Source organism: Chryseobacterium sp. NRRL B-14798 (assembly GCF_050470705.1).
Lineage (GTDB): Bacteria > Bacteroidota > Bacteroidia > Flavobacteriales > Weeksellaceae > Chryseobacterium > Chryseobacterium cupriresistens.
The window spans coordinates 3,778,420-3,799,756 of record NZ_JBFLUL010000005.1 but is presented as its reverse complement, the minus strand read 5'-3'; the positions used below and the strand labels follow the sequence as shown (position 1 = coordinate 3,799,756).

The following is a 21,337-nucleotide window of genomic DNA, read 5'->3' as shown; positions in this document are numbered from 1 at the left end:
TTGATTACTGATTTTTCAATATTATCATTTCTGGTTCACAGGTGTATATAAATTGAGAAGAATAAAACTATAACCCCACATGAAGTTTCATGCTGGGGACTGACAGGCTATCTTATTTTTTTAACCACTCTTAAGCCTTTTTCAAAACCTTCTTTTTCTTATCTATTCACGAGGCTTTCATTGTCATATAATTAGATTCTGGTAATAAATTTTAACATTAAAAAAACAAAATCTTTTCGTTACTACGAAAAACTAGTGATTTTATATGATTTCTGTTGTTCAATTTTATATCACCAGCAATCATAAAAATCACAGTTATGAATATTGAAAGAACAGAATTTATAGCCTGGATGGAGAAAATCATGGAAAGATTTGATCTACTGAAAGAGCAAATGATTAAGAACCAATCCAGATTTATAGAAGTAGACGGAGAGCAGCTTCTGGATAACCAGGATGTTTTACAGCTTTTAAAGATAAGTTCACGATCATTACAGAGGTATAGGACTGATAAAAAGCTGCCTTATTATACCATCAGCGGAAAGCTGTACTATAAGCTTTCGGATGTCCATCAATTGATCAGAGAATGTTTGAACTCTTGATAGTAACAAGACATCCACAGCCAAACCATTCATCACCATTCCAATCTTCAGGATTTTCTTAATTGAGCCCATACCTTGGTTCCATTAAATGAAATACAATGGAAAATGAATTGATAACCCCTCAGGAACCTAGTGAACTCAAACCGGCAACAGATACACTCCTTGTTCTGAACATTCATACCAATCAGATTGAGATGGTTAAAGGAATTGATAAAGAAGGTAATCTTCAAAAAGTTCCTCCACAAGAAAAAAGGATAATGAGCCGCTGATCAGAGTAGATAAGCACGGCGATCTATTCTCTAACTTCTTTTCCAATTTTTATCGGCAGCTTAAAAATCCCACGCATTTCAACTTTTTCAAAGTTTCGGAATATGATGCTGTTAATACTGCTAAGGATCTTCAAAAATATGTTGATCAGGCATCACCTGAAGAAAAAGAAAAGCTGAAGGACTACGAAGTTTTACCTCAACATAACAACAATCCCAAAAATAAAAATACAATGGACAACAACACAGACAATCAGGAATATCGTTTTCAGCCTGAGCAAATCGACTGGAAAACGATGGAAAAGTTCGGACTTAATCAGGAGAAGCTTGAAAAAATGAATGCGATGGATTCATTACTCAGAGGTTTTAAAACCAATACGTTAATCCCCATCACCATTAATCTGGGAACGGCAGTGAGCAAAATGGATGTTCGATTATCTCTTCAAACAGGAGATACAGGACAGGTTGCCGTTCACCTGCATGGAATCCGAAAAGAGCCCAACCTCAATAATACATTCTTAGGTCATCAGTTCACGGATGAAGACAAGAAGAATCTTAAGGAAACCGGGAATATGGGTCGGGTAGTAGATCTTGTCAATCTTAAAACTGATGAAATCATTCCATCAGTGATCAGCCGTGACCGTTTAACCAATGAATTGGTAGCCTATAGAGCGGAGTACATGAAAATCCCTGATGAAATTAAAGGCATAAAACTCGATGAACATCAGAAACAAACCCTGCTGGAAGGAAGACCGCTTTATCTTGAAGGTATGACCTCTAAAAAAGGAGAACCTTTCGATGCCACCGTACAATTCAATGCGGATAAGCGGTATGTAGAATTTCTATTCAATACTAAACCGTCTCAGCTGCAAAGTCAACAACAGTCCCAGGAGCAAAAGACATCCAACCAGCAACCTCAGCATACGGATAAAGAAGCACCAAAGGTTTTCAGGGGAAAGGAGCTGGACGATTCACAGTATGAAAAATTCAAAGCCGGACAAACCATTTACATTGACGGACTTACCGATGCTAAAGGTAAAGCCTATCAGGGCTATATTACCTTTAACAAGGAAACTTCAAAAACCGACTTTTCATTCACTCATCCTAATAAGCTCAAAGAAGAGGCAAAACCTACAGTAGATCATAAAACTCAAACTGCGGTTAACACCCAAGGTAAAACCAATGAAGCTACTAAAAATCTGAAGGAGCCTTTAGAATCAAAACAGCAGCAGCCCGCCAATAAACAGCAGGAGGATCAACAAAAAAAGGTTAGAAAACCAAGAGGACAAAAACTATAATAAACATCTAAATCCATCATATGAAAGCAATCATCGCAGAAAAACCCAGCGTCGCAAGAGAAATTGCCCAATTGTTAGGAGCCCATGAAAAAAAAGATGGCTATCTGTCCGGTAATGGATACTGTGTCACCTGGGCATTAGGACATCTGATCGCGTTAGGAATGCCGGAAGATTATGGTATAAGAGGCTTTAACAGAGCCTCTTTGCCTATCTTTCCCAACCCTTTTATTCTAACTCCTAAAAAGCTAAAGAGAACAAAAGGCTATGAGTCTGATCCTTCCGCTTTAAAACAACTCAACACCATACAACAAGTCATCAGTCAATGCAGCAGTATTATTGTTGCCACCGATGCAGGAAGGGAAGGAGAGCTGATCTTCCGTTATATCTATCACTACCTACAATGCAACAAACCTTTTGAAAGACTCTGGATCAGTTCCCTGACAGAAAAAGCAATACAGGACGGTTTTAAAAACCTTCAGCCAGGCGATGCCTTTGAAGGTTTATATCAAGCAGCTAAAGCCAGAAGTGAAGCGGACTGGCTGGTAGGCATCAATGCCACCCAGGCATTAACCATCGCAGGAAACCAAGATGTATATTCTTTAGGCAGGGTGCAGACGCCAACCCTTGCTTTGATCTGTCAACGGTTTCTTCAGCATCAAAACTTCACCAAGCAAAAATACTTTCAGATCCAGCTCAGCCATAGAAAAGAATATACAGATTTCACCAGTGTTTCACTATTACAATGGGAAGAGAAAAAGCAGGCAGAACAAATCCAAAAATCCATAGAGCGGGAGGGAAGAGCTGTTGTAGAAGATGTATCCATTACAAAAGTACAGGAACAATCTCCATTACTTTTCGACCTCACAGAATTACAGAAAGAAGCCAACAGAAAACTGGGGCTTTCTGCTGATGAGGTTTTACAAACAGCCCAAAGCCTCTATGAGAAACAGTTCATCACTTACCCCAGAACCGGCAGTAAGTATATTCCTGAAGACTTATGGACTGATATACCTGAGCTGGTCAGAATACTGAATCAGACCGAACCCTTCAAAGCCGCCATAACCCATTTAAAATTCGGAAACTTCAACAAGAGGATTGTGAATGATCTAAAAGTTACCGATCATCACGGATTACTCATAACCACTAAAATACCTTCTGCACTTTGCACTACGGAAAAAGCCATTTACGAGATGATTGCTTACCGATTATTGGAATCCCTATCCCACACCTGTACAAAGCAAGTCACCCAAATCCAGATAAAAGTCCATCATTATGAATTCCAGATCAAAGGCTCTACAATCCTAGAGAAAGGCTGGCGAGCCATCAAAGGAATTCTCACTGACAATGAAAATTCCGATAATAAAAATGAAGTCCTTACTGAACTTCCGGAATTCAAAACCGGAGATGAGCTCAAAATATCAAAAACAGAATTATTAGAAAAAGTAACGCAACCTCCCAAGCTTTATACAGAGGCCGACCTTTTATCGGCGATGGAAAATGCAGGCCGATCTATTGAAAATAAAGAAGAACAGAAAGCACTATCCAATATCGGCATCGGAACCCCGGCTACCAGAGCTTCCATTATTGAAACCCTGCTCAGCAGAAACTATATCATCAGAAAAGGCAAAATACTGCATCCGACCGATAAAGGTTTACAAGTTTACAACCTTGTCAAAGACAAAAAAATAGCCAATGTCCAAATGACCGCAGAATGGGAAATGGCACTGGATAAAATTGAAAAGGGGGAAATAGACAAAGCCCAATTTATGAACGAGATCCAACATTATACAAATGAAATCACCAATGAACTCTTATCTCTTCATATTCCTCAGGAAAACATACCACAATTAAAATGTCCAAAATGCCAAAAGCATCATCTTATCATTAAAGAGAAAATCGTCAAATGTCCAGATGAGCAGTGCAACTGGATTTTATTCAGAATGATATGCGGAATACAAATCAGTAGTAAAGATCTTACGTTACTATTAACTCAAAACAAAACATCACTCATCAAAAACATGAAAAGCAAAAACGGTAAAAAGTTTGATGCTTACCTATTACTGAAGGATGATTTCAGTACATCATTTGAATTTATAAACAAGAATTAATTTAAAGAAAATAATAATGTAAAGAAGCAGCCAATAAGCTGCTTCTACATTTTACATTTTATCCAAGTCTAATCCCCTTTTTCGTGCTCGTGAGGTTTTAGCTTTGGATGCTTAGGTTGATTGGGAGGGGTTACCCTTCTTCTTCTGTCAGGTTCTCCATCTGGTTTTTTAGGCTTGGGGCCTGGCTTGATTGCTTCGATTGTATTCATAGTACAATAAAGATTAATTAATAATTATTTTGATATCAAAACAGATTAATACCAGATCAAAAGTAAATTTTTGGTCACCATTTTCATTACGGAAAGCCGTAACCGCTGGTTTCTGAAAAGATGGATAACGTATTTTTAGACAATCAATTTTGATTGCAATTACCTCCTTCTAGGAGCGCTTCTTGTATGTGGTCTAACATAAGTTCCATCTTTTCGCGTATAACCTTTAACATGTACTGATCCGCCTGAATTTGATTGAGAACTGTAACTAGAGGATGATCTTACTGATGGAGAAGAATACGATGAGGTTTTAGAATAGTCACTATAAGCTGTGTAGCTGGGCTTATAGGCCCACCCGTAATAATTTCCCCATTTAAGTTTGCTGTAATTTTTCTTACCAGCTTTTGAAGACAAGAAAACTTCCGTATCTTTAGGAATAGTGGTAACTGATTTGCTGCTGTCACTGCTGTAGTAAAGAGGCGTGTCTTCCTGTAGTCTAACAGTGTAATAGTTGGTACATGAAATAACGGAGAGAAGTAATACAAGATAAAGTAATGATTTTTTCATTGTAGTTAATTTTATATCTGCAAATCTAAATTAACTTTAAAGGAACTAATTACGGTTTTCCGTAGTCTTCTGAATCTTACAATTTTAGTTTTGTTAAAGCCGAAATTAACCTCTCTTTCTCCCCACTTCCCGTCGTCGAAAACCTTACCAACGGAATTCCATACTTCTCCAAAATCTCATTCTTCATATGATCTCTTTCAGCTTGTCGGCTTTCCGTTTTATGATATTCATAACCATCAACTTCAATAGCCAATACAGAATTTTTCCCCAACTTGTTATAAATCAGAAAATCAAGATGTGTGGCATGATGTCTAGCATATTTTTCTTCTTCAGTATTTAATTTGGAAAAATCTAACAGTAAATTTCTCAATGGATGGTGTAGAATGACGCCATACTTTGAAAATTGATCGTCGGACAAAACTTCCTTAATTAACGCATACATTAGATTCTCACTGTCGAAAACAGATTTCTTTTTTTGATCTGATAAAAGGGCTCTTCTTTTTTCTTCATATCCTTTGTACAGGTAATCAAAAATAGAATGTACTTCACTATTGATCGTGCTAAAATTATTGTAATCAATATAACGGATCAGATCTGAGATGTTGGTGTCGTTGTCACTTTCATTTCCGTTCACCAATAAAATCAGTTGATCTTTGGCTCTGGAAATGGCTACATTCAGTCGGTTCGGGTTGTCGGTGAATTCAGAGATTTCATTATCTACTGTAGAAAGAATGATCACATCATTTTCTCTTCCCTGAAATTTATCTACCGTGTCGGCTTTGACATCTGTTCCCTGAAATGTTCTTTGCAGTGCGATGGTCTGATTACGGTATGGGGTTACAATTCCGAGATTCATGCCTTCCAGCTTTTGCTGTGGAATGATTTCCTGAACAATCACATCAATCTGCCGCTGATTCTCTCTCTGCCGGGCATGGTTGCCTTTAGTTGTTTTATATACTAATAAAGGTTCTCTTTCCGTCTGTCCCTCCGAAAGTATGATTAACTGATCATTATAAAACTTACGGTTACAAAAATCAATGATTTTAGGATGACAGCGATAATGTTCCTTTAACAATGTTTTCGGTACTTCTGGAAATACTTCTATTATAGAAGAAAGGAGACTATGATTGGAATACCGATAAGATTCCGGAATATCATAGTTCTTAAAGATCTGATCCGTATTTTCTGCTGTTGCAGAATCCACTACATTGGGAAGCTGTTTTAAATCTCCTACAATGACAGCCTGCTTCGCGCAGGATAATGCGAGTACACCCGTTGCAAGATCCACCTGTGAAGATTCATCAACAATTACATAGTCGTAGACTACGTTTTCAGCAAGACTTCTTCTTAATGAGTAGGTAGTACTCATAATGACAGGATAATCTTTAATAAATTCTTCTGATTTAAAACGAAGATCCCATTCCGTATATTCTGAACGTTTTTCTCCTTTATATTTTTGGTAGAGTTTGTTTTTAAAGAGCTGCATAGATCCCTCAGTATATTCTTTCATTTTATCATGGAAGGAAAAATGCTGCAAGGTATTTTGCAGTTCTTGTTTTCTGAGCTCAAGCTCTGAAATTTTCACCCCATAGTATTTTGACTGAACAATCCTGATCATTTCTTCATACGATAAGCTATAAAAAATCTTATCTCTTACCCCATACAGAAAAGGAAATATCAATTTGCGCCACCAGTAAAATCTCTTCCCTGTTTTCTCATAGTCTTCCAACGTAACCCATAATGAAAGCAGCTGATCTGAACTGACATTCTTTTTAAAACGGATTTCAGTTGCCAAAGTGACATCATCTGTAAAATGCTGATGTTCTGTTTTGATCTTATCTATTTCGAGTGTAAGTAAAGCCAGTTCATTCTTTAGTTCCAACTTTTCAGCAAGCTCAGCAAAAAGAAGGGGAGTAGACTGAATAAGGGATTGTTCCTGTTCTTGCTCTAATCTAAAATCTGACAGATCAGGGATTTCAGTCTGAGCATCGATAAATTCTTTTTTATTTTGACTGCTTCCCAATAATGCTGCTATAAAATAAATTCCATTGCTCTCCAGTTTCTCAAAAACATTTTTTGTTGCCGAATTATTGCTTGAAACAACAGCCACACTCTGATTATTCATTACCGCATTGGCAATAATATTAAGAATAGTCTGTGTCTTTCCTGTTCCGGGAGGACCTTCAATAACACTTAACGGATTTGAAAACGCATGGTCAACTCCCGTTTTCTGACTCAGATTAAAACCAAAAGGAAAGATTTCAATAGGAGAGGCGTGATAATTCTTTTCGGGTTCTTTCCCATTAAGATAATTGTAAAGAATTGAAGTCTCAGGAATAAAACGAATACTCCCATAGCTATTGGCAAGAATGTTATTGCCTTCCTCTGTCTTCAAACCAACACTTTCTGCAATCGCCTTTAGATAAGAAAAAATATTTCCTGCTCTCTCACTCTGAATAGCAGATCTCAACATCTTAATTCTATGTTGGGGATAAGAATAGGCTTTCCCACTGTTCTTATACACCACGACACACTTATTACCCTCAAAATAATAAGAATCTATCTCATCAGTTCTGTTCTTATCATCAATATATATCGCTTGTTCTTTTAGTTTATGTATGGTAGATTTTTGCATAATAGCGGATTAAATTCCTGATATTAATTCTTTAAGTTTCTGCATATTGGGGTCTTTCTCTATAGGGTTTATATCGTTAAATGAGTTCTTAGAAAGGGTTTCGTTCAATATTTTTACCTTTTGGAGCATTGGTACAACGTATTTTAGAAAATGGTTAAAATGTTCAGAAACATCTGAATACTTTGTTGCAAGTTTATAACCAGGTTTACCAGAATGGCTTACAATAAATAGTCCTTCATATCTTAGGTCTCTGATTAATATTCTGACTCTTTCACTTTTGATATTAGGAAAAAAATTATTGAGATAAATAAGCAGTTCAGTTGTTGAGACTAAACGATTAGGATTTAGTTCTGACTGGAATCGTAGGTATTCTAGTAGTCTAGCTTTTTCTTTAGTTTTTTGAACATTGGTTGATTCTAAGAATTTCTGAATTAACTGATAGTTCATTCTCATGATTTGCCTGTCAAGTTCGGGTTTGCCCTCTATTTCTTTTGTTATATAGCTTTCGAAAGGAAAATATGAAATTGAAGTTCTTGCATGCAAGAGATTGAACAATTCAATATATTGGTGATCAAAATGACTTGTACAAAAGACCTTGCCCAAGCATCCTGAAATAAAATCTGCAATTTGTATGAGTTTTTCATCTTTATCATCAAAAATTTCAAAGCTTCTGTCCTGATTAAATAAATCACGGTTAATGCTTTTTTCCCTAACATAATCTTGCAGTTCCTGTTTAAATTCTTCTCCTACTTTATCAGCATTGATAGAATAGCTTTCATAGATTTTGTTATATTTTTCTACAAATAATGACTGGAAATATTTATAAAAAGTTCTTTTGATTTTTAAACCTTCCCCGAAAAGTTTTGATTTATCGACTACCATGATATCAATAACGAAGTCCAATCTTTCAACAAATTCAATTAGAATATCTTTTCTCTTTTTAAAGTTTTTGTTTTTGATATTACTGGATTTAAGATTTTCTCCAAGTCTATATTTTATACAGATATCTTTCAATACTTTTCTTGCTTTTTCAATATCTGTATCTTTTATAATTACCGAGGTGTAAATAAAATGAGAAAAAGTTCCTTCTTTGGAAAGGTCAAGGTGTGCATTTCCAAATTCGTCGATAAAAATTTTGGCTGGAATCATCAGTTAAATTAAGTTTATAATCTGTCTGATAGTAAAGTTACGGAATACTATTTTGAAAAAAGATAGTTATTTTAATTCTACAGTCCTCTAATAATGTATTCACAAAAATCTTAATGTTTCGAATTTTTTGAAAAGTTACCTTTTAATTCGAACAACTGTCCAAATTAAAGAGTGATAAAGATTTTAAAATTTTATTTTCCTGTTGTTTCTTAGGTGGTTAATTTCATTGTGTTTCCAGGTGTTTTCTTGTTATCACGTTGATGTTGATCATCTTCTCTGGTTGATTTTGCAATTCTTTTTTAGACCTCTCTTAAGTACCATAGTACTAATGTCTTAAATTGTTATGTGTCATAGAATTAGTAAATTTTACCAAGTAAAACTGTAAATACAGTTAGTTTAATTCTATAAATATTGGTATTTTTAACAAAACTATTAACTATGTATATTTCTGGATTATCCATTAGAAATTTCCGTAATTTTAAATCAGCACATTTTAAATTTACTGAAGGAATAAATACAATAATAGGAGAAAATGGGTCAGGCAAAACCAATCTCTTTTATGCACTTCGAATACTTATTGATGATTCATTGCCAAGATATATTAATTTTAATTCAAACGATTTCAACCGGGGAATTGGCAATTGGGCGGGACATTGGATCGTTATAACGGTTTTTTTTGAAGGATTAGATGCAAGTGAAGAAGCACAAGCTTTGGCTGTACAATCAAGCGGATGTATGGATACTCCTTCTAAAGGTAGTTATTCGGTATATTTCCGACCTAAATATCAATTTAGAAAAGAGTTGTATGACTATTCGATTTTAGCTGAAAAAGATTCAGAAGGACTAGAGCTACTCTTAGATAAAATTACCATAGCCGATTATGAAGTAGTTTATTTAAGTCGTGGTTCTGGTGATTTTAGTGATGATGTAACCTACGAAAAATACGTTGGGAATTTTGATAAAATTAAGTTCCCAGATCCTGACGAAAAAGAAGAACTAGTCATAGGAACTTACTTACCACGTGAAATCAGTATCCATAATGAAGTCTCATGTACATTTATAAAGGCTCTAAGGGATGTTGAAGCTGATTTACGTTCTTATAGTAATAACCCACTAATTAATTTATTGAAAGGGAAAGAAAAAACAGTTGAAATTACTAAGCAGGACGAAATTATAACTAGTATCGACAATCTTAATGAAAAAATTAGTTCACTTGATGAGGTAATAGAAATTAAGAATGGCATTGATAAAAGTATAAAGAATGCTGTAGGGACAACATATGCTCCAAGCATTGATATTAAATCAGAGCTTCCAAATAAAATGGAAAAACTTTTCCAATCATTAAAGCTGTGGGTGGGTGATCCTGAAGATGATTATAAAGGTAGGGTTTGGGAACTTAGTTTAGGTGGAGCTAATTTAATATATTTGTCATTAAAGCTATTAGAATATGAAAGGGTCAAGACAGATCGAATAGCGAATTTTCTACTGATTGAAGAGCCGGAAGCACATATTCATACTCATATACAAAAAACTCTTTTTAATAACTTAAGCAAAAGTAATACTCAAATAATAATTTCTACTCATTCCACTCATATATCCTCAGCAAGTAAAATAAGTAGTGTAAATGTTATTTGTAGAGGAAAAAATGAAGCTTTGGTTTTTCAACCTTCTAATAATTTGTTACCTAATCAAATAAGAAGATTAGAACGATATCTAGACGCGGTTCGTAGTAATCTATTATTTGCAAAAGGAGTTATACTTGTAGAAGGTGATGCTGAACAAATATTAATACCAGCAATGTTTGAAGTTGTTTTTGGTCTTTCTTTAGACGAGATTGGAGTAAGTCTCATTAATATTGGCAGTACAGGTTTTGAAAATGTAGCAAATATTTTTCATGAAGAACGTATAAAGAAATATTGTGCAATATTAACAGATCAAGACATTTCTGTTGTAAAACTTCCCGATTCTCCAGAAAATGATACGCCAAATCAGAAACATTTCAGAGCATCACAAAAAAGTGGAGAAGAACGTAGAGTAATAATTACAGAGCTTTGTAAAGATAATGAGTATCTGGAAGCATTTTACGCAACTCATACTTTTGAAGTAGACTTACTCATGAATGAAAACAGTCCGGAATTTGTATCAGCACTTGATAAGATCTATCGTAAAGAATCAAATATAAAGTTGATAACTAAAAGATTAGAAAATCCTAATATTCAAGTTGCAGGATTGGAAGTTCTAAGATTAGCTAAAAAGTATGGTAAAGGCTGGTTCGCATTACTTATCACCGACGAGCTTTTATATAATACATATATTCCAAATTATATTTTAAAAGCCATTGCCTTCGCATCGCCACATATCAATTTGTCGTCGAAAGTTAAATCAATTATGTATCGTATTGAAAAGATAAAAAATGACAAATATTGTAAAACATACTATAATGCAGCTAAAAAGTTTGAAACTAAAGATAAAACAGATTTAGAAATTTTAGAGGCTTTTATAAAAACATTTCCTCAAGATCAACTAACCAAATTTCTTTCTTACTTATGATACTTGACAAATTAAATGATGAGCAGAAAGTTGCAGTTACGCAAAGTGGTAATGTTTTACTTACGGCTTGCCCAGGAAGTGGTAAGACAAGAGTGATCATTCATAAATTGGCTTATGAATTGGATCAGCTTGCAAATACAAGTAAGAAAAAAATTGCTGCAGTAACATTTACTGTTAGGGCTTCTGAAGAAATTTTTAAGCGGCTCAATGCTATGGGGATTAATAGTGATAAGATATGGTCAGGTACTCTTCATTCTTTTTGTTTAGAATGGATTTTAAGGCCTTATTCTTGTTATCTTCCTGAGTTGCAAAACGGATTTTCAATAGCAGACGAATCTTATTGTGATGAACTAATAAGCAGTTTAAAAGTCAAATATAAATTGAAGCCAATAGATCCTGTAAATATGCGTTTTGATAGAAATGGTAATTTCTTAGAAACAAAAATAATCCAGAAAAGGCTTTTAGAAGATTATCACTCAATTTTAAAAAGAAAAAAATTAATAGACTTTGAATTGATTTTATTTTACTCTTATAAAATCCTTCAGGATCTGCCAAGAATCCCACAGATATTATCTAAATTATTCAAAATTATTTGTATTGATGAATATCAGGACACTCAAGATTTACTATACGCTATCATCTCAACAATTGTTAGAGCAGGAAATGGTGAAACATCTGCTTTCTTTGTAGGAGATACTGATCAGGCTATTTACTCTTCGTTAGGAGGGGTAGCAAAAAATATCGAACAAATAAAAGAAGAGTTAAATGACCTTCCAATAGAACCTTTAACCTTAAAAGGAAATTACAGATCTAGTCAACGAATAATTGATTTCTACAGGCAGTTTCAAACGCAGTCTATAGATATAAAAGCGGTGGGAATTAATGCAAAAACAAAAGGTCTAATAACTCTTAATAATACTATTGATAAGGCAGGAATTGTTGAAGAGATATCCAAATTAATTCTGTTAAGTTTGGACAAGGGAATACCTGAGGACGAGATCTGTGTATTGGTACCTCAATGGTGGTTAATCACCTCAATTTCGAAAAAACTTAGGGCAGTACTACCGAATGTCAATTTTGATGCCTCGGGGCTAGCTCCAATGGCACGGAATCGGGAAAATATTTGGTTTAAACTCTCAAGATTATTTTTAACTCAGCCTAGCCCGAAACTATATTCTTTAAGATATAGATGGGCAGCAGAACTAATAGATAATTTCAGAATTCATACTTTTAGTGATTTAACTGAGGAATATAGAAATGAAAGAAGTTTTTTAAGACTCATAAACTCAATTAAATCAAATGAAATTGAAGGGATCGATTACCTAAAAGATTGTTTTGATCAATTTCTCAACATAGTAGGTATTGACTATAAAAAAAATCCAACATTGGTTGAAAGTTGGGAACTTTTCTTTACCAATATAAAAAAAAGATTAAATGATCCCGAGTATGTAATCCCTAGTGATATTCAGTCCTTCAAAAGTTTTTACAGAGAAATGACAGGTGTGGTAATAAATACATGCGTAGGAATTAAAGGTGAAGAATTTGAAACAGTTATTGCCTACGGTTTACTGAACGGTTACATTCCGCATTGGAACGAGATTTTTTCGGGAAATGCAAACGAGGCTTCAAAAAAATTATTATATGTTATTTGTTCCAGAGCAAAGACAAACTTGCATTTGATCAGTGAGACAGGGCGAACAACCAAGCGAGGAGATGCCTTGACTATAACCTCAGAATTAGAAGCTGTAAATTTTAAGTATGACAATGTTTAGTTATGATTTTCTCTTATTTTTATTCTTAAACTCTTTTTGTAGATGATCAATTTCTAATTCTATTTTTTTCAATTCTGTGATGTCCAATTTTGTAAATAGAAATAGAATATTGATGTCTAAAAAGTTGCACAGTTTCACAATATTTTCAATTGTTGGATTAGTTAATCCTCTTTCAATTCTACCTACATGATCTTTAGAGATATTTAATTCCAATCCTAATTGGAATTGTGATAATTCTTTTCTTAGTCTATAGACTTGAATTAATTTACCAATTTGAAACTTCAAATTCTCTACTTGCCATTTATACATGTAGTAAATTTTGATCTTTTAATTTTTTCTCATGAAGATATATATGTCGTCTATTGTTTTTTTATTATATTTGTAAAATAGGTTACAGATAATGTAACTTTGCGATACTTCAAAGAATAATAGAAGCTATTGCTTAGAATCTCGATTCGAAAACTGGTAATTTTTAACATGCGAGACGATAAGTATTAAGCTCACGACCTAGGCGTGGGCTCTCTTATCTGCATGTAAGGTATACCAGTACCCCGAATCGGATAATGTAGAGTACTCACGCCGTTTTTTTTCAATGCTGTTCGCTTTATTGCTACATAAAAAATCTAAGCCCGCTTCCTAAAAATAGTATCAGACACGATACAATAGGTATGTACAACCTATTGCGGCTTTAAAAGCTTACACGGGAACACAGATTTCATTCATATTAAATTCTTTCCGGTGCCTTGCGGTCACTGCTATAGAACCTCACCAGTCCTTTTTCATACTAAAGGGCATCAGGAAAGTCTTTATCTAAAAAATGAATCAAAAAACTACTCAACTTAAAATCAGAAGAAAGAAAAAAGCCCCTTCCCATAGTGTTTGGCGACCAACGGGAAAGAGCGTAGTTCAGTAATTAATCTTTAAAAATTAAAAACCTTTACAAATCTATGAAAAATTCCTATTACCATATAGGAGGCATTTTCTTTGGGCTCATGTTTACAGCCGTAAGCATTACAACAAAAGCCCAGACACGCACCATTTCCGGTACCGTAACTTCATCAGGCAAGCCCCTTTCAGGAGTCGTAATCTCCCAAGAGGGCAGTGATCAGGTAACCATGACCGGTAACAACGGAACCTACACCTTACAGGTTTCAGCAGAAAATACCATCCTATTGTTCAGACACCCTGATTATATAGAAGAAAAATTTAAACTCACTAATCAGACTGTCGTTAATATCAGCTTAGAACAAAAAGTAAAGGGAATCGAAGAAGTTATTCTCAACGCCGGCTACTACAAGGTTAAAGACAAAGAAAGAACCGGTAGCATCGCCAAAGTTTCAGCAAAAGATATAGAAAATCAGCCTGTCTCCAATGTCCTGTCAGCAGCACAGGGAAGAATGGGAGGAGTCAGTATCACCCAGAATTCAGGAACTCCCGGAGGTGGATTTGATATTCAGATCAGAGGCAGAAACAGCCTTCGGACCCGAAGCAATTCCGTAATTGATGGCAATCAGCCGCTCTATATTATTGATGGTGTTCCGGTAGGTACGGGAATGAGTTCCTCCTATGCAGGAAGTATCCTTCCCAATGCAGATATCAATCCGTTAAACAGTATAAATCCTAACGATATTGAAAGTTTCGAGATCCTGAAAGATGCGGACGCTACCGCCATCTATGGTTCAAGAGGTGCTAATGGAGTAGTGCTGGTGACCACCAAAAAAGGGAAAAAGGGAAAGGTAAAACTGACCCTGAACTCTTCCTATGGTCTGAGCCACGCCATTTCAAACCTCAAAATGATGAATACTGCTCAGTATCTTGATATGAGAAAGCAGGCATTTGCCAACAGCAATATCTCTGTCTATCCTGCTAACGCCTACGACATCAACGGAACATGGGATCCCAACCGTTATACCGATTGGAGAAAGGAACTGATTGGTCATTATGCGGCTTTGTCAAATACCCAGCTTTCACTCAGTGGGGGAAGTGAAAATACTAATTTCCTGCTCAGTCTCGGTCATAATGAACAAACCACGGTGTTTGGCAGGGATTTCAGGTACAGAACCAATACCGTTTCAGGAAATATCAGCCACAGGTCTGCTGATCGAAAATTCAGTTTCAACTCATCCAATATTTTTACCGCAACAGACAATAATCTGATTACCTCTGATGCAACAAGACAGTCCTATATACTGGCTCCTAATGCACCCGCTCTTTATGATGCGGAAGGTAACCTTAACTGGGAAAACAATACGTTTACGAATCCCGCAGCTGCCTTTGAGAATTCCTATTCCAATAACAATCTGCAATTCCTTAACAATATCAGTATGGAGTATGAAGTTTTTGAAAACTTTAAGCTCAAACTCAATGGAGGTTTAACCTATCAGACTTTTGAAGAATGGTCACTTCGTCCAAGTACGGCGTATAGCCCTTCTGCTGGGGCAACACCTCTCAATTCCATGTCTTCAAAATCCAACCAGAACAGACTGTCTATGGTGATAGAACCCCAGATAAGCTGGATGTACAGAGCAGGTAAACATAAATTTGATATCCTGGTGGGAGGTACCTATCAGAGAGATGTTTCAGATCGAGGTGAAATTCAGGGATCTGGTTTTGAGAGTAATGCCTTTATCTATAATATAGGTGCTGCAATCAATAAAGTCGTCCTTGACCAGATCAGTACAGAATACCGATACGGTGCTTTTTTCGGCAGAATCAACTATCAGTACGATAAAAAATATATCCTTAATCTTACAGGAAGAAGAGACGGCAGCAGCCGATTCGGTCCCAATAATAAATACGCCATGTTCGGTGCTGTTGGGGCAGCATGGTTGTTTTCAGAAGAAGAATTTATGAAGAACATCTCATGGCTCAGTTTTGGAAAGCTGAGAGGGAGTTATGGTTCATCGGGAAGTGATAATATCGGGGATTACCAATACCTTGATACCTTTGCTACGGCTAACCTCATTTATAACGGCAGCACCGGACTGGCTCCAACAAAACTCTACAATCCTGATTTCAGTTGGGAAAGAACCATCAAAACAGAAGCTGCTCTTGAACTAGGTTTGTTCAACAACAGACTTAACCTAATTGCTGCGTATTACCGAAACCGTTCAGGAAATCAACTGGTAGGCTATCAGCTTTCCTCAGTAACGGGATTCAGCAGTGTGCTGGCCAATCTGGATGCTGTTATTCAGAATAAAGGATTTGAATTTGAGGCCAGCGGAGAAATTATCAATAAGAAAAATTTTTCATGGAAAAGTTCTTTCAATATCACCATTCCCCGAAACAAGCTGATTTCCTTTCCGGGACTTGAAGGTTCATCCTATGCCAATACTTATGTGATCGGACAGCCTGTGAACATTGTTAAACTCTACCAGCTTCAGGGGGTAAATCCCACTACCTTGGTGTATGATTTTACCGATTTCAATGGCGATGGAAAGATCGCATCACCGGATGACAGGCAGGTGATCAGAAATCTTGGACAGCAGTTTTACGGAGGGCTAAGCAATGAATTACGCTACCGAAACTGGAACTTTTCATTTTTGTTGCAGTTTGTAAAGCAGCAGAGCCGGAACTATAACTCAGCAATGTCTTCTCCGGGGATTATGGCGAATCTCCCGGTAGAGGCATTGAATGTATGGTCGCCTTCGAATCCCAATGGCCTTTATATGCCGTACCGCTCTACGTCAAATTCTTCCCACAGCCTTTTTCAAAATAGTGATGCCAGTGTTTCTGATGCTTCATTTATAAGGCTTAAGAATGTACAGCTTACCTATAATCTCTCTTTGGACTCAGGTCTTTTCAGGGAAGTAAAACTTTATTTTCAGGGGCAGAACCTCTGGACGTGGACGAAGTTTTTTGGAATTGATCCCGAGATGACCTCTTTTGGATTCCTGCCTCCTTTGAAAACGTATTCATTGGGCATTCAGCTTACGCTGTAATGCTTAATGGCAACCAAAGACCGTCATATTATTTAACCCAATACAAAAACAATGAAATCAATATTCAATAGTATAATAATGGCAGTGCTCATCTATCTGATGAGTACCGCTATATCGTGTGAAAAAATGCTGGAAGTGGAATTGCCTGACAATCAGATGTTGTCAGAAACCGTCTTCAGTGATACTCAGACTGCCAACGCCATATTATCTGGATTGTATGCCGGATTGTGGGAATCATCACCTGTTACAGGTGATCAAAGCGGAAGGCTTTTGGGTCTTTATACGGATGACCTGACCTACTATGCAGTCAATGCCACTAATGGGCTGCCTGAATTATCCAATAATACACAGATTGATTCCAATCAGTTTGTCAGTTCGTTCTGGAATGCTGCGTATCAGAAAATATATGTCAGCAATTCCATACTCGAAGGGCTGGAAGGAGCAGATCATATTCCGGCAGTTGATAAAGCAAGGATAAAAGGGGAGACCCTGGTTATCCGATCTTTGCTCTTTTTCTATGTCCAGCAGGTTTATGGAGATATTCCTTTTCCTGTGACCACCAATTATATGATCAATCAGAGTATTTCAAAAACATCTTCTGCGGAAGTACTGATGAGAATTGAATCTGATGTGAAGGAAGCTATTGAACTGCTTTCTGATACATACCAAAATAATGAACGCATCTATATTAATAAAAAAGCAGCCCAGCTTATTCTGGGCAAAGTTCAGATGCAGCAGCTGAAATGGAGTGAGGCAGAAGCCACCTTGAAAACAGTTGTTCAGAGTCCGTTGTATCAGTTTCAAAATGATATCACCAAGGTCTTTCTTAAAAACGGCAGCCATATTATCTGGCAGCTCAAGCCTAAGAACAATGGGGATGCGGTAAAGGAAGCGACGATTTACTATTTTTTCAATGCTGCTCCAACCTCTATGGCACTTTCCACATCTCTGGTCAGCTCGTTTCACAATGGAGATCTTAGAAAGCAATATTGGATGGGAACTGTTACAGTTGGGAGCAACACCTGGTACAGAGCGGAAAAATACAAAGCAAGGTCTTCCAACTCCACAGAAAACTCCATTGTCTTCAGACTGGAAGAGGCCTATTTACTGTTGGCAGAGGCTCTGGCTCAACAAAATAAAATGTCAGAGGCCCTACCGTTTATTAACCCGATCAAACAAAGGGCAGGACAGACATTGCTTGGCAGTTCTGTTACACAACAGCAGCTTCTTGAGGAAATCCTTAATGAAAACAGAAAAGAATTTTTTACAGAAATGGGACATCGATTTCTCGATTTGAAAAGAGCAGGAAAGCTTAATGAATTGCAGCAGACTAAACCCAACTGGAAAGATCAACATAAAGTATGGCCTCTTCCGCAACAGGAACTGCTGCTCAATCCCCATCTGAATCCTCAAAATTTAGGTTACTAATGAGAGTGTATTGTTTAATTATTCTGCTGTTTTCTCCGCATTGCTTTAATGCACAGAGGTCGATTAAGGAATTGGACCAGTGGATGTCGCGTTTCTCCACGATGATAGGTCAGATGAAGGTATCTGAAGATCAGCGATTCGTTTTGCTCACTAAAATGTATGCAAATAATTCTGATTCAGTTCTTGTGTTTGACCGCCAATCAGCAGTCATTCCATCCGATACCATTTTAAAAAAGAGCAACATCAGTTTTCTGAACAATTATACGGTCTTTGCTTCAGGACCGGGCAGGGCTGAATTAATTGAGCTGAAGTCCAAAAAAAGAGAAATTTATGATAGTGTACAGCGATGCAATGTCAATGAAACCCTGAAGCAATATGTCATATTGGGTACTGATAAAAACCTGAAAATCTATAATGCCAAAGGAAAAGTGCTTCACCATGAGGTGGCAACATTGAACTATACTATTACGCAGCAGGGACAGGTTTATATTCTTGCTGAAAGTGGAGGATTTCATCAAATATTGAAATGGAATGGAAAAACTATGAAATTGCTTTATTCCACTGCAACTAACATTGTTGCGATGGATATTTTAGAATCAGAGAGATTTATTGTTGTAAAAGAAAAAATAGGTCCTAATGGAAAGATCAGGATAAGATTGTTGAGAGTATCAGACGGGCAGCTGTTTCATAACAACCGGATCAGTCTAGGAGATGCCCAAAACATGAAATTAACTGAAGCAGGTCCTTCTGAAACTTTTTTGATTGATATTTCCGTTAGGAACCTCCCCGAGAAAACTGGAAAACTTGAAATATGGTATGGAGGAGACAAATATCTGCGCAATAAGGACCAGGGGCTGATTGAGCATCAGTATATGGTATGGAATGTTAAAAATAATCAAGTTCATTCTATCCCTCCTAAATCAATGCAGGTTTATGTAGCGACAGACCATCCACGTTATTTTTGGACGTATAATGCCAGGGAGGACAATGATTACCGTGGATTTAGAAGCCTGAATGTATATCGATATGACCTTTTAGAAAACAAATCTGAACTTGTTTTTGAGAATGCTTCAGAAATGGTCATAGGAAAGGACAGTCGTTACACCATCGGATTTCTGATGTATAAGAATCAATGGATGGTCTACGATCATCTGTTAAAGCAGACAAAAATGATCGATTATAATGGAACATTAAGCTATCCTATCTTTATGCCTGATGGCAGTTTGCTCTTTACGGCAGGAGACCGACTGATCAATTATCACCTGGAAACAGGTGTGTTAAAAACAGTACTCAAACAAGAGAACAGCAAAATCAGCTTTCATGAATACAGTGGAAAAATGATTCATCAGATGGAATCTTTTAAGATAACACAACGAACTATTGAAATGTCACAGCCGTTGATGCTGCATATCAGGAGAGAAAATCATAATGAGTCCGGATATTATTCTTTTTATAAAGGTAAGCTCAAAGAAATAATGCCGTACAGCAGCAACAGGATTAAAATGTTCTCGCAAAAGGACAAGCATGATTTAATGTATTCGATCGAAGAAAACTACAACATGTCTCCACGGTTGTACAGCAAAAGCAAGTCATCAGGTCAAAAGAAGGTACTTTATACAACCAACCTTCATGATAAAGAAGCGATAGACTTGCAGCAGAATGTTATTTCATACACCAACAGTGAAGGTAAGGACCTGAAAGGAGTTCTATATTATCCCATTAAATTCGACAAGACAAAAAAATATCCTTTGGTGGTACAGGTATACAGTATTCAGCATGATGAATTCAACAAATACCTGTATCCCGCCTGGGGACCCAGTGGATTCAATATTCGACTGCTTCTTGAGAACGGTTATATGGTTTTTCAACCGGACATTGTTTCAGATAGAAGGGGGCCGGGAATTTCGGCGCTTGATTGTGTTCATTCTGGATTAGATGCGATTCGGGAAAATGAAAATATTGATTTCAGACGCATGGGTTTGACAGGACACTCATTTGGTGGTTATGAGACCAACTTTATCGCTACCCATTCAGAAAGGTTCGCAGCCTATGTCTCGGGGGCAGGTCTTAGTGATATTATGAATACTTACTTTTCATTTAATGAACTGTTTAAAATAGCAGACTATTCAAGATTTGAAACAGGGCAGTTTTCAATGGGAGTTTCTTTTTCAGAGGATAAGGACCTGTATTATAAAAATAATCCCATCAATTTTATTGAGAAAGTCAACGCACCTGTATTGCTTTGGGCAGGTAAGAAAGACACGAATATTCCGCCAACGCAAACCATGAGCTTCTATATGGGATTATTAAGAAACAGAAAAAAGGTGGTGGCACTGATGTATGCAGATCAGGAACACACCTTCAAGAAAAGTTCCGAAGACATCAGGGATCTTAATACTAAAATCTTAGAATGGTGGGACTATCACCTGAAAAGGCGGAAAGATATAGGATGGATCGATAAAGAAATGAAAAGGGACACAGAATAGCGTCCCTCATTTAATTAATACTTTATACAATGCACTAAGGAATTTTATAAAGTGGCGTTCCACACATCGTGCCTGAACCGATTCTATGCAGTTCAACGCTGGTATCCAATGCCCATTCACAGACATCACCGGAAACGATATTGCTGCATTCCTGATCAGCATCCTCACATTTGAACTGACCACCACCTAAGCTAACAATTCTGTAAGCCGGCTCTAAAGCTCGTGTACTCTTCTTTGCCAACATGGTGGCAAAAGCTGACCCTGTTCCCAGTGCTACCAGGATGACAGGAAAAAGAATTTTTTTCATAATAAAAAAATATTTGATTTGC

At 36.6% G+C, this 21,337-nt stretch carries 15 protein-coding genes; 9 read left to right on the top strand and 6 right to left on the bottom strand.

Annotated elements, in window-relative coordinates:
• Positions 1-317 precede the first annotated feature (317 nt).
• The 4 genes from AB1278_RS17460 (at position 318) to AB1278_RS17445 (ending at position 4,271) form a co-directional block, all read left to right on the top strand.
• Positions 318-599: a helix-turn-helix domain-containing protein gene (locus tag AB1278_RS17460; protein WP_142716689.1), complete on the top strand. Its 282-nt coding sequence runs from the start codon at positions 318-320 to the stop codon at positions 597-599.
• Positions 600-697: 98 nt separating this feature from the next.
• Positions 698-868 carry a hypothetical protein gene (locus AB1278_RS17455; protein ID WP_228451461.1) on the top strand — a complete coding sequence of 57 codons (171 nt, stop codon included), beginning with the start codon at positions 698-700 and terminating at the stop codon, positions 866-868.
• Positions 869-1,098: 230 nt separating this feature from the next.
• Positions 1,099-2,163 carry a DUF3945 domain-containing protein gene (locus AB1278_RS17450; protein ID WP_429816003.1) on the top strand — a complete coding sequence of 355 codons (1,065 nt, stop codon included), beginning with the start codon at positions 1,099-1,101 and terminating at the stop codon, positions 2,161-2,163.
• A gap of 20 nt (positions 2,164-2,183) precedes the next feature.
• Positions 2,184-4,271 carry a type IA DNA topoisomerase gene (locus tag AB1278_RS17445; RefSeq protein ID WP_142716690.1) on the top strand — a complete coding sequence of 696 codons (2,088 nt, stop codon included), beginning with the start codon at positions 2,184-2,186 and terminating at the stop codon, positions 4,269-4,271.
• Between the two features lie 68 nt (positions 4,272-4,339).
• On the opposite strand, the gene AB1278_RS17440 is transcribed toward AB1278_RS17445, so the two are convergent.
• From AB1278_RS17440 to AB1278_RS17425, 4 genes are all read right to left on the bottom strand, one after another.
• The gene (locus tag AB1278_RS17440) at positions 4,340-4,480 is read right to left on the bottom strand and encodes a hypothetical protein (protein WP_002980963.1); all 141 of its coding nucleotides are present in this window, start codon (positions 4,478-4,480) and stop codon (positions 4,340-4,342) included.
• Positions 4,481-4,639: 159 nt separating this feature from the next.
• Positions 4,640-5,047 carry a hypothetical protein gene (locus AB1278_RS17435; protein WP_002980961.1) on the bottom strand — a complete coding sequence of 136 codons (408 nt, stop codon included), beginning with the start codon at positions 5,045-5,047 and terminating at the stop codon, positions 4,640-4,642.
• A gap of 76 nt (positions 5,048-5,123) precedes the next feature.
• Complete coding sequence (locus AB1278_RS17430; protein WP_142716691.1) at positions 5,124-7,682, bottom strand: AAA domain-containing protein; 2,559 nt, start codon at positions 7,680-7,682, stop codon at positions 5,124-5,126.
• A gap of 9 nt (positions 7,683-7,691) precedes the next feature.
• Positions 7,692-8,831 carry a DUF3800 domain-containing protein gene (locus AB1278_RS17425; RefSeq protein WP_002980958.1) on the bottom strand — a complete coding sequence of 380 codons (1,140 nt, stop codon included), beginning with the start codon at positions 8,829-8,831 and terminating at the stop codon, positions 7,692-7,694.
• A 438-nt stretch (positions 8,832-9,269) separates the two neighbouring features.
• Between AB1278_RS17425 and AB1278_RS17420 the strand changes: the two genes are divergently transcribed.
• Positions 9,270-11,381 carry an ATP-dependent nuclease gene (locus AB1278_RS17420; protein ID WP_142716693.1) on the top strand — a complete coding sequence of 704 codons (2,112 nt, stop codon included), beginning with the start codon at positions 9,270-9,272 and terminating at the stop codon, positions 11,379-11,381.
• On the top strand, positions 11,378-13,153 hold the full coding sequence (locus AB1278_RS17415; protein ID WP_142716694.1) for a UvrD-helicase domain-containing protein: 1,776 nt from the start codon (positions 11,378-11,380) through the stop codon (positions 13,151-13,153). Before AB1278_RS17420 ends, AB1278_RS17415 begins: the two co-directional genes overlap by 4 nt.
• On the opposite strand, the gene AB1278_RS17410 is transcribed toward AB1278_RS17415, so the two are convergent.
• Positions 13,154-13,462 (bottom strand): helix-turn-helix domain-containing protein, encoded by a 309-nt coding sequence (locus tag AB1278_RS17410; RefSeq protein ID WP_002980955.1) that lies wholly within the window; start codon positions 13,460-13,462, stop codon positions 13,154-13,156.
• Positions 13,463-14,100: 638 nt separating this feature from the next.
• Between AB1278_RS17410 and AB1278_RS17405 the strand changes: the two genes are divergently transcribed.
• Genes AB1278_RS17405 through AB1278_RS17395 form a run of 3 tightly spaced genes read left to right on the top strand, consistent with a single transcriptional unit; the run spans position 14,101 to position 21,008 of the window.
• A complete protein-coding gene (locus AB1278_RS17405) occupies positions 14,101-17,094 on the top strand; it encodes a SusC/RagA family TonB-linked outer membrane protein (protein WP_429815998.1) in 2,994 nt (997 codons plus the stop codon).
• Positions 17,095-17,145: 51 nt separating this feature from the next.
• Complete coding sequence (locus tag AB1278_RS17400) at positions 17,146-18,522, top strand: RagB/SusD family nutrient uptake outer membrane protein (RefSeq protein WP_429815995.1); 1,377 nt, start codon at positions 17,146-17,148, stop codon at positions 18,520-18,522.
• Entirely contained in the window at positions 18,522-21,008 is a 2,487-nt protein-coding gene (locus tag AB1278_RS17395) for an alpha/beta hydrolase family protein (protein WP_429815992.1), read from the top strand. The genes AB1278_RS17400 and AB1278_RS17395 overlap by 1 nt, the downstream gene beginning before the upstream one ends.
• A 34-nt stretch (positions 21,009-21,042) precedes the next feature.
• On the opposite strand, the gene AB1278_RS17390 is transcribed toward AB1278_RS17395, so the two are convergent.
• The gene (locus tag AB1278_RS17390; RefSeq protein ID WP_062652783.1) at positions 21,043-21,315 is read right to left on the bottom strand and encodes a hypothetical protein; all 273 of its coding nucleotides are present in this window, start codon (positions 21,313-21,315) and stop codon (positions 21,043-21,045) included.
• Positions 21,316-21,337: the final 22 nt, after the last annotated feature.

Coding starts and splice junctions, on each gene's coding strand:
- AB1278_RS17455 (WP_228451461.1), top strand. CDS start 698: ATGGAAAATGAATTGATAACCCCTCAGGAACCTAGTGAACTCAAACCG.
- AB1278_RS17400 (WP_429815995.1), top strand. CDS start 17,146: ATGAAATCAATATTCAATAGTATAATAATGGCAGTGCTCATCTATCTG.
- AB1278_RS17435 (WP_002980961.1), bottom strand. CDS start 5,047: ATGAAAAAATCATTACTTTATCTTGTATTACTTCTCTCCGTTATTTCA.
- AB1278_RS17415 (WP_142716694.1), top strand. CDS start 11,378: ATGATACTTGACAAATTAAATGATGAGCAGAAAGTTGCAGTTACGCAA.
- AB1278_RS17440 (WP_002980963.1), bottom strand. CDS start 4,480: ATGAATACAATCGAAGCAATCAAGCCAGGCCCCAAGCCTAAAAAACCA.
- AB1278_RS17450 (WP_429816003.1), top strand. CDS start 1,099: ATGGACAACAACACAGACAATCAGGAATATCGTTTTCAGCCTGAGCAA.
- AB1278_RS17430 (WP_142716691.1), bottom strand. CDS start 7,682: ATGCAAAAATCTACCATACATAAACTAAAAGAACAAGCGATATATATT.
- AB1278_RS17445 (WP_142716690.1), top strand. CDS start 2,184: ATGAAAGCAATCATCGCAGAAAAACCCAGCGTCGCAAGAGAAATTGCC.
- AB1278_RS17395 (WP_429815992.1), top strand. CDS start 18,522: ATGAGAGTGTATTGTTTAATTATTCTGCTGTTTTCTCCGCATTGCTTT.
- AB1278_RS17425 (WP_002980958.1), bottom strand. CDS start 8,831: ATGATTCCAGCCAAAATTTTTATCGACGAATTTGGAAATGCACACCTT.
- AB1278_RS17390 (WP_062652783.1), bottom strand. CDS start 21,315: ATGAAAAAAATTCTTTTTCCTGTCATCCTGGTAGCACTGGGAACAGGG.
- AB1278_RS17405 (WP_429815998.1), top strand. CDS start 14,101: ATGAAAAATTCCTATTACCATATAGGAGGCATTTTCTTTGGGCTCATG.
- AB1278_RS17420 (WP_142716693.1), top strand. CDS start 9,270: ATGTATATTTCTGGATTATCCATTAGAAATTTCCGTAATTTTAAATCA.
- AB1278_RS17460 (WP_142716689.1), top strand. CDS start 318: ATGAATATTGAAAGAACAGAATTTATAGCCTGGATGGAGAAAATCATG.
- AB1278_RS17410 (WP_002980955.1), bottom strand. CDS start 13,462: ATGTATAAATGGCAAGTAGAGAATTTGAAGTTTCAAATTGGTAAATTA.